Origin of the sequence: Pseudomonas sp. NUPR-001, from assembly GCF_052147955.1 — a bacterium.
Taxonomy (GTDB): domain Bacteria; phylum Pseudomonadota; class Gammaproteobacteria; order Pseudomonadales; family Pseudomonadaceae; genus Aquipseudomonas.
Genome location: NZ_CP197353.1, coordinates 4,672,887 through 4,684,537, shown reverse-complemented (window position 1 = coordinate 4,684,537; position 11,651 = coordinate 4,672,887). Strand labels below are relative to the sequence as shown.

Here is an 11,651-nt window from a genome sequence, read left to right as displayed (position 1 = left end):
TTGAATCAGGCCGACGTGCGGGGAATGGTGTCGTCTTTACGCAGGGTGAAAATTTCGTAGCCCGTGGCAGTTACCACCAGTGTGTGTTCCCACTGCGCCGAGAGCTTGCGGTCTTTGGTGATGGCCGTCCAGCCGTCGCCCAGTACCTTGGTGTCGGCACGGCCCTGGTTGATCATCGGCTCGATGGTGAAGGTCATGCCTTCCTTGAGCTCCATGCCGGTACCGGCGCGGCCGTAGTGCAGAATCTGCGGCTCTTCGTGGAACACCTTGCCGATACCGTGGCCGCAGAATTCGCGGACCACCGAGAAGCCGTTCTTTTCTGCGTGCTTCTGGATCACTTCGCCGATGTCGCCCAGGCGGCAGCCCGGTTTGACCAGCTCGATGGCCTTGTACATGCATTCCTGAGTGACCTGCGACAGGCGCTCGGCCCAGACCGGCACGTTACCGACGTGGAACATACGGCTGGTGTCGCCGTGATAGCCGTCTTTGATCACGGTCACGTCGATGTTCAGGGTGTCGCCGTCCTTGAGTGGTTTGTCACCCGGGATGCCGTGGCACACCACGTGGTTGACCGAAGTACAGATCGACTTGGGGAAGCCTTTGTAGTTGAGCGGCGCGGGAATCGCCTTCTGGACGTTGACGATATAGTCGTGGCACAGGCGGTCGAGTTCTTCGGTGGTGACGCCAGGCTTGACGTGCTCTTCGATCATCTCCAGCACTTCGGCGGCCAGGCGGCCGGCGACGCGCATCTTTTCGATGTCTTCGGCGGTTTTGATGGTAACGGTCATTGCAGGCTCTCTACGGCGCTTGAATGCGCGAATAATCTGAGGAAAGGCCGGATTCTACCAGAGCAGCGGCGATACAACCTTTATATAGAGGCATTCTGGCGCGATTAGCGTGGCGGTGCAAAAGACAGTGACGGACGAAATGCTGCTCACTGCAGTTGCCTTGCACCTTCTAGGGTGGGAGCGGGCTTGCCCCGCGAAGCGAGGTGGCTGGCAAGCCGCAATCGCGGGGCAAGCCCGCTCCTACCAGGCCATTCAAGGCAGCTGCTTTCAGCGATGTTAATTCGGGTTCCGTTTGCCGCGCTTGTGTGGTATAAAATGCGCCGCTTTGCGGGGATAGCCCCCAAAGCTTAAACCCACACACGTGTCGACACGATGACCTGGGTGCCCTTGATCCACGGATCCTGGGTTGGTCATTGGGATACGTGGAGGCCCAACCCGACTTATCAAGGAACTATCATGTCCCAAGTCAACATGCGCGATATGCTGAAGGCCGGTGTGCACTTCGGTCACCAAACCCGTTACTGGAACCCGAAAATGGGTAAGTACATTTTCGGCGCGCGCAACAAGATTCACATCATCAACCTTGAAAAAACCCTGCCAATGTTCAACGACGCACTGACTTTCGTCGAGCGTCTGGCCCAGGGCAAAAACAAGATTCTGTTCGTCGGCACCAAGCGTTCCGCTGGCAAGATCGTTGCTGAAGAAGCAGCACGTTGCGGTTCGCCGTACGTCGATCACCGCTGGTTGGGCGGCATGCTGACCAACTACAAAACCATCCGTGCTTCGATCAAGCGTCTGCGCGACCTGGAAACCCAGGCCGAAGATGGCACCTTCGCCAAGCTGACCAAGAAAGAAGCCCTGATGCGCTCCCGCGACCTGGAAAAACTGGATCGCAGCCTGGGCGGTATCAAGGACATGGGCGGCCTGCCTGATGCCCTGTTCGTGATCGACGTTGACCACGAGCGCATTGCTATCACCGAAGCCAACAAGCTGGGCATCCCGGTTATCGGCGTTGTCGATACCAACAGCAGCCCAGAAGGCGTTGACTACATCATCCCAGGTAACGATGACGCCATCCGCGCTATCCAGCTGTACATGGGTTCGATGGCTGACGCCGTTATCCGTGGTCGCAACAACGTTGCCGGTGGTACCGAAGTTTACGCTGAAGAAGCGGCACCAGCTGCTGAGTAATTGACGCCTGGCGTCTACTTGGCACGCAAAAAGGGGGCTAGGCCCCCTTTTTGCCACCTTGAAATCCGTTTGTCAGTATCGCCGTTGCATGCTTGTCTGGCATGACTGCTGATAAGCGGATTTACAGAATTGAACGCCCGTCAAGTATCGGGTGGAATGGTTGAAAACCTATCCAAGAGGAATTTGAAATGGCAGAGATTATTGCAGCGCTGGTTAAAGAACTGCGCGAGCGTACCGGCGAAGGCATGATGGACTGCAAGAAAGCCTTGACCAAGGCTGGCGGCGACATCGAAAAAGCCATTGATGACATGCGCGCTTCGGGCGCCATCAAGGCTGCTAAAAAGGCCGGTAACGTTGCTGCTGAAGGCGCCATCGCCATCAAGGCTGACGACAAGTCTGCCGTCCTGCTGGAAGTGAACTCGCAGACCGACTTCCTGGCTCTGCAAGACGACTTCAAAAACTTCGTTGCTGAAAGCGTTGAACAAGCTTTCGCCGAGAAGCTGACCGATGCCGCTCCGCTGATCGCTTCGCGCGAAGCTGCTCGTGAAGCACTGGTTGCCAAAGTAGGCGAGAACGTCAACATCCGCCGTCTGGTACGTGTTGAAGGTGACGTTGTCGGTACCTACCTGCACGGTAACAAAATCGGTGTTGCGGTTGTCCTGAAGGGCGGCGACGTCCAGCTGGCCAAAGAAATCGCCATGCACGTAGCGGCAAGCAACCCAGAGTTCCTGCTGCCGTCGGAAGTTTCGCCAGAAGCCATCGAGCGTGAAAAGGCCGTCTTCCTGCAGCTGAACGAAGAGAAGATCAAAGGCAAGCCAGAGAACATCGTTGAGAACATGGTCAAAGGCCGTATCTCCAAGTTCCTGTCCGAAGCTAGCCTGGTTGAGCAAGCCTTCGTCATGAACCCGGAAATCAAGGTCGGCGAACTGGCCAAGAAAGCCGGTGCTGAAATCGTTTCCTTCACCTACTTCAAAGTCGGCGAAGGCATCGAGAAGCCAGTTGACAACTTCGCTGAAGAAGTTGCTGCTCAGCTGGCTGCTGCCAAGCAATAAGACAGATTCACTTCTGTCGCCCCGAAGAGGCTGCCCGCTCACGCGCGCAGCCTCTTTGTCAAAGCGCAGGTGGTTTACGAGACTGCCTCCCGCTGGCGCAGTAGCTGCGCCACACTAGAGTTACGCGCAGGCTGAAAACAGCCCGCAAGATTTTTTCAAAACGCCGCAGGAGAGATTCGCAATGGCTCAGCAGGGCAGTGGTTATCAAGCTCGCTATAAACGCATTCTACTCAAGCTTAGCGGCGAGGCCCTGATGGGCTCGGAAGAGTTCGGGATCGACCCCAAGGTCCTGGATCGCATGGCGCTGGAAGTCGGCCAACTGGTCGGTATCGGCGTTCAGGTCGGCCTGGTGATCGGTGGTGGCAACCTGTTCCGTGGTGCAGCGCTCAGCGCGGCTGGCATGGATCGCGTTACCGGTGACCACATGGGTATGCTGGCCACGGTAATGAACGGCCTGGCCATGCGTGATGCGCTCGAGCGCGCGAACATCACCGCTATCGTCATGTCGGCGATCTCCATGGTAGGCGTGACCGATCACTATGATCGCCGCAAAGCCATGCGCCACCTGAACTCCAAAGAAGTTGTAATCTTCGCTGCCGGTACTGGCAACCCGTTCTTTACCACCGACTCCGCAGCCTGCCTGCGCGCCATCGAAATCGATGCCGACGTGGTATTGAAGGCAACCAAGGTCGATGGTGTATACACTGCAGATCCATTCAAAGACCCGCATGCCGAGAAGTTCGATCATCTGACCTACGATGAAGTGCTGGATCGCAAGCTGGGCGTAATGGACCTGACGGCAATCTGTCTGTGCCGCGACCACAAGATGCCGTTGCGCGTCTTCAACATGAACAAGCCCGGCGCCTTGCTGAATATCGTGCATGGTGGCGCTGAAGGAACTCTGATCGAGGAAGTTCAAAAATGATCAACGAAATCAAGAAAGACGCCCAAGCGCGCATGCAGAAATCCCTGGAGTCTCTGGCGTATGCGTTCGGCCAGATTCGTACCGGCAAGGCACACCCAAGCATCCTGGCAAGCGTGATGGTGCCTTACTACGGTGTCGACACCCCGATCAGCGGCGTCGCCAACGTCACCGTGAAAGATTCGCGCACCCTGCAGGTCGTGGCTTTCGAGCGCAACATGCTCGCTGCCGTTGACAAGGCCATCCAGAGCGCCGGTTTGAATCTCAACCCGACCAACCTGGGTGAGTTGCTGCTGATCACCATGCCAGCCCTGACTGAAGAAACCCGTAAGGGCTTCACCAAGCAGGCCCGCAGTGCGGCCGAAGACGCTCGCGTTGCTGTGCGCAACATCCGCCGCGATGCTCTGGGTGAACTGAAGAAGCTGGTCAAAGACAAGGAAATCAGTGAAGACGAAGAGCGTCGCGCCATCGCTGATATCGACAAGCTGACGAAAGATACCGAGGCCCAGATCACCAAGGCCACCGAAGAGAAAGAAAAGGACCTGATGGCCGTTTAAAGGTCGGGACTTTTTTAATGGAAAAGACCAAACAGGGTGTGTCCTCATCGGTGCCGCGCCATGTCGCGATCATCATGGATGGGAATAATCGCTGGGCGAAGAAGCGCTTGCTGCCGGGGGTAGCCGGGCACAAGGCGGGTGTCGACGCAGTGCGCGCGGTCATCGAGGTGTGTGCCGAGGCCAAGGTCGAGGTCTTGACCCTGTTCGCCTTCTCCAGTGAAAACTGGCAGCGACCGGCCGAAGAGGTCGGTGCGTTGATGGAGCTGTTCTTCTCGGCCTTGCGCCGAGAAGCCAAGCGCCTCAACGACAACAACATCAGTCTGCGCATCATCGGTGATCGCTCGCGCTTTCACCCTGAGCTGCAGGCCGCCATGCGCGAAGCCGAAGCGCTGACCGCTGGCAGTAATCGCTTCATCCTGCAGATCGCTGCCAACTACGGCGGCCAGTGGGATATCGCCCAGGCCGCTCAGCGCCTGGCGCGTGAGGTTCAGGCCGGGCATCTGCGCCCGGACGACATTACCCCCGAACTCCTGCAAACCTGCCTGGCAACCGGCGACCTGCCGCTGCCCGATCTGTGCATTCGTACCGGTGGCGAGCATCGCATCAGCAACTTCCTGTTGTGGCAGCTGGCCTACGCCGAACTGTATTTCTCCGACCTGTACTGGCCGGACTTCAAACACGAGGCCATGCGCTCTGCGCTGGCCGATTACGCTTCGCGCCAGCGCCGTTTCGGGAAAACCAGCGAGCAGGTCGAAGCTGGAGCCCGTGCTTAATGCTTAAACAACGCATCATCACAGCGCTGATCCTGCTGCCCATTGCCCTGGGCGGCTTCTTCCTGCTCGATGGCGGCGATTTCGCCCTGTTCATCGGCCTGGTGGTGACCCTGGGGGCCTGGGAGTGGGCGCGCCTGGCAGGTCTGGTTGCGCAAGTTGTACGCGTAGCCTATGCCGCCGTGGTGGCAGGCCTGCTGATGCTGCTCTACCTCATGCCGGACCTGGCGCCCTGGGTGCTAGGGGCTTCGGTGCTGTGGTGGGGTGTAGCGACCTGGCTGGTGCTGACCTACCCGCGTACCAGCGAACTCTGGTCCAGTGTGGCCTGTCGTTTGCTGATCGGTTTGCTGATTCTGTTGCCGGCCTGGCAAGGCCTGGTGCTGCTCAAGCATTGGCCGTTGGGCAACTGGTTGATCATGGCGGTCATGGTGCTGGTCTGGGGTGCGGATATCGGCGCCTACTTCTCCGGACGTGCCTTCGGCAAGCGCAAGCTGGCACCGCAGGTGAGTCCTGGCAAGAGCTGGGAGGGTGTCTACGGTGGTTTGGCGCTAAGCTTGGTCATTACCCTGGTCGTGGGGATCAATCGCGGCTGGAGCGTCAGCGCGTTGCTGCTGGGCCTGTTGGGCGCTGCTGTCGTGGTGCTGGTGTCGGTGGTCGGCGATCTGACCGAAAGCATGTTCAAGCGTCGCTCCGGCATCAAGGACAGCAGCAATCTGTTGCCCGGCCACGGTGGCGTTCTGGACCGTATCGACAGCCTGACTGCGGCCATCCCGCTGTTTGCGGTGCTGCTCTGGGCAGCCAACTGGGGCGTGATGTGAGCAGCGTGCAACGTATTACCGTACTGGGTGCCACGGGCTCGATCGGCTTGAGCACTCTGGATGTGATCGCTCGTCATCCGGAGCGTTATCAGGTGTTCGCGCTTAGTGGTTACTCGCGACTGCAAGAGCTGCTAGCGCTGTGTCTGCGCCATTCGCCAGTGTTTGCCGTGGTGCCGTCGGCCGAGGCGGCGCAGCAGTTGCGTGAGCAACTGGCGGCGGCTGGCTCGCGTACCGAAGTGCTCGAAGGCGAAGAGGGTTTGTGCCAAGTGGCGGCAAGCCCTGAAGTCGATGCCGTAATGGCAGCGATTGTCGGAGCGGCGGGTTTGCGCCCAACGTTGGCGGCCGTCGAAGCAGGCAAAAAGGTGCTGTTGGCTAACAAAGAAGCGCTGGTGATGTCCGGCGCCCTGTTCATGCAGGCGGTTCAGCGCAGTGGCGCAGTGTTGTTGCCGATCGATAGCGAGCACAACGCGATTTTCCAATGCTTGCCGGGTGACTACGCCCGCGGCCTGTCCCAGGTCGGTGTGCGGCGTATCCTGCTGACCGCCTCTGGTGGGCCGTTTCGCGAAACACCCTTGGCCGAGCTGGCTCAGGTCACTCCGGAGCAGGCTTGTGCGCATCCCAACTGGTCCATGGGGCGCAAGATTTCGGTCGATTCGGCCAGCATGATGAACAAAGGCCTGGAGCTGATCGAGGCGTGCTGGCTGTTCGATGCGCGTCCAGCTCAGGTTGAGGTGGTGGTGCATCCGCAGAGCGTGATTCACTCCTTGGTCGACTATGTCGATGGCTCGGTGTTGGCACAACTGGGTAACCCGGACATGCGCACGCCGATTGCCAATGCACTGGCCTGGCCGCAGCGCATCGATTCCGGTGTAGCGCCGCTCGATCTGTTTGCCGTTGCACGCCTGGACTTTCAGGCACCTGATGAGCAACGTTTCCCTTGTTTGCGTCTGGCGCGTCAGGCGGCCGAGGCGGGCAACAGTGCGCCGGCAATGCTCAATGCGGCCAATGAAGTTGCCGTGGAGGCATTTCTCCAGCGGCGCATTCGTTTCCCGCAGATCGCGAGTATGATCGAACAAGTACTCGACCAGGAGCCGGTCGTTGCTGTGCAGTCGCTCGATGCGGTGTTTGCTGCCGATCAGCGCGCCCGGCGGTTGGCGGGGCAGTGGTTGAACCAACACGGGTGCTGAGGCCAGTGACCTGGCTGGGCTGAACGTCATTCGGAGAAAGATATGAGTGCGCTCTACATGATTATCGGCACCCTGGTGGCATTGGGTGTGCTGGTCACCTTTCACGAATTCGGTCACTTCTGGGTGGCCCGGCGTTGTGGCGTCAAGGTGCTGCGTTTTTCCGTGGGTTTCGGCACGCCTTTGCTGCGCTGGCACGACCGTCATGGTACCGAATTCGTGGTGGCTGCCATTCCGCTGGGTGGCTACGTCAAGATGCTCGATGAGCGTGAGGGTGAAGTGCCGGTCGACCAGATCGAGCAATCATTCAATCGCAAGTCGGTGCGTCAGCGCATTGCAATCGTGGCGGCGGGGCCGATCGCCAACTTTCTCCTGGCGATTCTGTTCTTCTGGGTGCTGGCAATGCTTGGCACTCAACAGGAGCGTCCGGTCATCGGTGGTGTCGAGGCAGGCAGTATCGCCGAGGCCGCTGGGCTGAAAGCTGGCCAGGAAATTGTTTCCATTGATGGCAAGGCGACCACGGGTTGGTCGGCGGTCAACCTGCAGCTGATTCGTCGTCTGGGCGAGAGCGGCCAGTTGCACATCAATGTGCGCGAAGAGGGCGCGACCGTCGACAGCGCGCATGTGCTGACCCTGGATAATTGGCTCAAAGGTGCGGACGAGCCTGACCCAATTCGCTCCCTTGGCTTGCGTCTGTGGCGTCCGGCACTGTCGCCGGTGCTCGCTGAGCTGGACCCTAAAGGGCCCGCCAAGGCGGCTGGCCTGCAAACCGGTGACCGCCTGCTCAGCCTTGATGGTCAGGCCTTGAATGACTGGCAGCAGGTTGTCGACTCCGTGCGTGGCCGTGCTGGCAGCAAGGTCTTGCTGCAGGTCGAGCGTAACGGCGCGACCCTGGATATCCCGGTGACCCTGGCCACACGTGGTGAAGGTAAGTCGATCAGCGGTTATCTCGGGGCTGGCGTAAAGCCAGTTAAGTGGCCGGATGCCATGCTTCGCGAGGTGAGCTATGGGCCATTGGAGGCCGTAGGTGAGGGGCTTTCGCGCACTTGGAACATGAGTGTGCTGACCCTCGAATCGTTGAAGAAAATGCTGTTCGGCGAGCTCTCGGTAAAAAACTTGAGCGGACCGATAACCATTGCTAAAGTGGCGGGCGCTTCAGCCCAGTCAGGTGTTGGGGATTTCCTTAATTTCCTCGCCTACCTGAGCATTAGCCTGGGGGTTCTTAATTTGCTGCCCATTCCAGTACTGGATGGGGGGCATTTGCTGTTCTACCTGATTGAGTGGGCGCGTGGTCGTCCGCTTTCAGATCGGGTGCAAGGTTGGGGGGTCCAGATCGGTATCAGTTTGGTAGTCGGGGTGATGTTGCTTGCCCTGATAAACGATTTGGGTCGACTGTAAAGCTTCGCTCAATTGCGAACCTGCCGCGTCCCGCGGCGGGTCGTTTATTGCCAGTTGGAATAAGAAAGGACTTCATGAAACGTCTGCTGCTAACTGCGGTTCTCGCCGTACTGATGATCGCTGAAGTTCACGCCGAGTCCTTCACCATCTCCGATATTCGCGTCAATGGTCTGCAGCGGGTTTCCGCGGGCAGCGTTTTCGGTGCTTTGCCATTGAACGTCGGCGATGAGGCCGATGACCGTCGCCTGGTGGAATCCACTCGTGCGCTGTTCAAGACCGGTTTCTTCCAGGACATCCAACTGGGCCGTGACGGCAATGTCCTGATTATTACCGTAGTCGAGCGTCCTTCGGTGTCCAGCATCGAAATCGAAGGCAACAAGGCCATCAGCACCGAAGACCTGATGAAAGGTCTGAAACAATCGGGTCTGGCCGAAGGCGAGATCTTCCAGCGCGCCACCCTTGAAGGTGTGCGTAACGAACTGCAGCGCCAGTACGTTGCCCAGGGCCGCTACTCGGCAGAGGTCGACACCGAAGTCGTGCCGCAGCCACGTAACCGCGTAGGTCTGAAGATCAAGATCAACGAAGGCACGGTTGCTGCAATCCAGCACATCAACGTAGTTGGCAATACCGTCTTCCCTGAGGAAGACCTGGTCAACCTGTTCGAGCTGAAGACCACCAACTGGCTGTCGTTCTTCAAAAACGATGACAAGTATGCCCGTGAGAAACTTTCCGGTGACTTGGAGCGCCTGCGTTCCTACTACCTGGACCGCGGCTACATCAACATGGACATCGCCTCCACCCAGGTTTCGATCACGCCAGACAAGAAACACGTCTACATCACGGTCAACGTCAACGAAGGCGAGAAGTACACCGTTCGTGACGTAAAACTGTCCGGTGACCTCAAGGTGCCGGAAGACCAGGTCAAGTCGCTGATGCTGGTGCAGCCGGGCCAGGTGTTCTCGCGTAAGGTGATGACCACCACTTCCGAGCTGATCACCCGTCGTCTGGGTAACGAAGGCTATACCTTCGCCAACGTCAACGGCGTGCCACAGCCAAACGACGAAGACCACACTGTCGACATCACCTTCGTGGTCGATCCGGGCAAGCGTGCCTACGTCAACCGTATCAACTTCCGTGGCAACACCAAGTCTGAAGACGAAGTGCTGCGCCGTGAAATGCGTCAAATGGAAGGCGGCTGGGCTTCGACCTACCTGATCGACCAGTCCAAGACCCGTCTGGAGCGTCTGGGCTTCTTCAAGGAAGTCAACGTCGAGACCCCGGCCGTTCCGGGCACCGACGACCAGGTCGACGTCAACTACAGTGTTGAAGAGCAAGCCTCCGGTTCGATCACCGCCAGCGTCGGTTTCGCCCAGAGCGCCGGCCTGATCCTCGGTGGTTCGATCAGCCAGACCAACTTCCTCGGTACCGGTAACAAGGTGTCCATCGGCCTGACCCGCAGCGAATACCAGAGTCGCTACAACTTCGGCTTCGTTGACCCCTACTGGACTGCTGATGGCGTCAGCCTGGGTTACAACGCGTTCTATCGCACCACTGACTACGACGACCTCGACGTTGACGTTGCCAGCTATGCGGTCGACAGCCTGGGTGCAGGCGTCAGCGTGGGTTACCCGATCAGCGAAACCTCGCGCCTGACCTTCGGCCTGACGGCGCAGCAGGACGAGATCAAAACCGGTAAGTACACCGTTGACGAGATCTTTGATTTCGTTGAAGAAGAAGGCGACAAGTACCTGAACTTCAAGGCTTCGGCCGGTTGGTCCGAGTCGACCCTGAACAAGGGCGTGCTGGCTACCCGTGGTCACTCTCAAAGCCTGGTGCTTGAGGCAACCACCCCAGGCAGCGACTTGTCGTTCTTCAAACTCGACTACCGTGGTCAGCTGTTCAAGCCAATCACTAACGACTACACCCTGCGTCTGCACACTGAACTGGGCTATGGTGATGGTTTCGGTGGTACGTCGGGTCTGCCGTTCTACGAGAACTACTATGCCGGTGGTTTCAACTCGGTTCGTGGCTTCAAGGACAGCAGCTTGGGTCCGCGCAGTACGCCGAGTGACGGTCACAACCCGGGTACCGTCGCCGACCCGGATCAGGATCCGCTGCCGTTCGGTGGTAACGTCCTCGTCCAGGGTGGTGTAGAACTGTTGTTCCCGCTGCCGTTCGTCAAGGACCAACGCTCGCTGCGCACCTCGGTATTCTGGGATGTGGGTAACGTGTTCGATACCAACTGCGGCTCCCAGCCGGATTGCGAGAAGGTCGGCCTGTCGGGTCTGGCCAGCTCCGTCGGCCTGGGTGTGACCTGGATCACCGCGCTTGGTCCGTTGAGCTTCAGCCTGGCCATGCCAGTGAAGAAGCCGGACGAAGCCGATACCCAGGTGTTCCAATTCTCTCTGGGTCAGACCTTCTAAGGTCGGCCCTCTGCTAACGACATCGGATTCTGTAGGAGTGCATCGTGCGTAAGTTGACCCAACTGGCAGTACTGGCTGCGACCCTGATCGCAACCCCGGCTTTCGCCGAAATGAAAGTTGCCGTTCTGAACTATCAGATGGCACTGCTGGAGTCGGATGCGGCGAAGAAATACGCCGTTGATGCCGAGAAGAAATTCGGCCCACAGCTGACCAAGCTGAAGAACCTGGAAAGCAGCGCCAAGGGCATTGCCGACCGTATCCGTGCGGGTGGCGACAAAATGGCCCAGCCAGAGCGCGAGCGTCTGGAGCTTGAATACAAGCAGAAAGCCCGTGACTTCCAGTTCCAGTCCAAGGAGCTGAACGAGTCCAAGGCCGTTGCTGACCGTGAAATGCTCAAGCAGCTGAAGCCAAAGCTTGATGGCGCAGTTGAAGAAGTGATCAAGAAGGGCGGTTTCGACCTGGTGCTCGAGCGTGGCGCGGTGATTGATGTCAAACCTCAGTACGACATCACTCGCCAAGTCATCGAGCGCATGAACCAGTCCCGTTGA

Annotated in this window: 11 protein-coding genes; 10 read left to right on the top strand and 1 reads right to left on the bottom strand. The window is 58.6% G+C overall.

Annotated features, from left to right (window positions below):
• Positions 1-5 precede the first annotated feature (5 nt).
• A complete protein-coding gene (gene map, locus ACP6KB_RS21480) occupies positions 6-788 on the bottom strand; it encodes a type I methionyl aminopeptidase (RefSeq protein ID WP_128322427.1) in 783 nt (260 codons plus the stop codon).
• A gap of 456 nt (positions 789-1,244) precedes the next feature.
• Between map and rpsB the strand changes: the two genes are divergently transcribed.
• The 10 genes from rpsB (at position 1,245) to ACP6KB_RS21430 (ending at position 11,651) form a co-directional block, all read left to right on the top strand.
• On the top strand, positions 1,245-1,979 hold the full coding sequence (rpsB, locus tag ACP6KB_RS21475; protein WP_038614011.1) for a 30S ribosomal protein S2: 735 nt from the start codon (positions 1,245-1,247) through the stop codon (positions 1,977-1,979).
• Between the two features lie 188 nt (positions 1,980-2,167).
• A complete protein-coding gene (gene tsf, locus ACP6KB_RS21470; RefSeq protein WP_442109271.1) occupies positions 2,168-3,031 on the top strand; it encodes a translation elongation factor Ts in 864 nt (287 codons plus the stop codon).
• A gap of 181 nt (positions 3,032-3,212) precedes the next feature.
• Positions 3,213-3,956 carry a UMP kinase gene (gene pyrH / locus ACP6KB_RS21465; protein ID WP_010224848.1) on the top strand — a complete coding sequence of 248 codons (744 nt, stop codon included), beginning with the start codon at positions 3,213-3,215 and terminating at the stop codon, positions 3,954-3,956.
• Positions 3,953-4,510 (top strand): ribosome recycling factor, encoded by a 558-nt coding sequence (frr, locus tag ACP6KB_RS21460; protein ID WP_442109270.1) that lies wholly within the window; start codon positions 3,953-3,955, stop codon positions 4,508-4,510. The genes pyrH and frr overlap by 4 nt, the downstream gene beginning before the upstream one ends.
• Positions 4,511-4,527: 17 nt before the next feature.
• A complete protein-coding gene (uppS, locus tag ACP6KB_RS21455; RefSeq protein ID WP_442109269.1) occupies positions 4,528-5,283 on the top strand; it encodes a polyprenyl diphosphate synthase in 756 nt (251 codons plus the stop codon).
• A complete protein-coding gene (locus ACP6KB_RS21450; protein ID WP_442109268.1) occupies positions 5,283-6,098 on the top strand; it encodes a phosphatidate cytidylyltransferase in 816 nt (271 codons plus the stop codon). Before uppS ends, ACP6KB_RS21450 begins: the two co-directional genes overlap by 1 nt.
• The gene (gene ispC / locus ACP6KB_RS21445) at positions 6,095-7,285 is read left to right on the top strand and encodes a 1-deoxy-D-xylulose-5-phosphate reductoisomerase (protein ID WP_442109267.1); all 1,191 of its coding nucleotides are present in this window, start codon (positions 6,095-6,097) and stop codon (positions 7,283-7,285) included. Before ACP6KB_RS21450 ends, ispC begins: the two co-directional genes overlap by 4 nt.
• A 42-nt stretch (positions 7,286-7,327) precedes the next feature.
• Complete coding sequence (rseP, locus tag ACP6KB_RS21440; protein WP_442109266.1) at positions 7,328-8,680, top strand: RIP metalloprotease RseP; 1,353 nt, start codon at positions 7,328-7,330, stop codon at positions 8,678-8,680.
• A 74-nt stretch (positions 8,681-8,754) separates the two neighbouring features.
• Entirely contained in the window at positions 8,755-11,103 is a 2,349-nt protein-coding gene (bamA, locus tag ACP6KB_RS21435; protein WP_442109265.1) for an outer membrane protein assembly factor BamA, read from the top strand.
• A 44-nt stretch (positions 11,104-11,147) separates the two neighbouring features.
• Positions 11,148-11,651, top strand: coding sequence for an OmpH family outer membrane protein (locus ACP6KB_RS21430; protein WP_038996736.1), 504 nt, complete (start codon positions 11,148-11,150; stop codon positions 11,649-11,651).

Bases quoted from the DNA above. Each gene is read 5' to 3' on its own strand.
- map (WP_128322427.1), bottom strand. From the start codon at position 788: ATGACCGTTACCATCAAAACCGCCGAAGACATCGAAAAGATGCGCGTC.
- rpsB (WP_038614011.1), top strand. From the start codon at position 1,245: ATGTCCCAAGTCAACATGCGCGATATGCTGAAGGCCGGTGTGCACTTC.
- tsf (WP_442109271.1), top strand. From the start codon at position 2,168: ATGGCAGAGATTATTGCAGCGCTGGTTAAAGAACTGCGCGAGCGTACC.
- pyrH (WP_010224848.1), top strand. From the start codon at position 3,213: ATGGCTCAGCAGGGCAGTGGTTATCAAGCTCGCTATAAACGCATTCTA.
- frr (WP_442109270.1), top strand. From the start codon at position 3,953: ATGATCAACGAAATCAAGAAAGACGCCCAAGCGCGCATGCAGAAATCC.
- uppS (WP_442109269.1), top strand. From the start codon at position 4,528: ATGGAAAAGACCAAACAGGGTGTGTCCTCATCGGTGCCGCGCCATGTC.
- ACP6KB_RS21450 (WP_442109268.1), top strand. From the start codon at position 5,283: ATGCTTAAACAACGCATCATCACAGCGCTGATCCTGCTGCCCATTGCC.
- rseP (WP_442109266.1), top strand. From the start codon at position 7,328: ATGAGTGCGCTCTACATGATTATCGGCACCCTGGTGGCATTGGGTGTG.
- bamA (WP_442109265.1), top strand. From the start codon at position 8,755: ATGAAACGTCTGCTGCTAACTGCGGTTCTCGCCGTACTGATGATCGCT.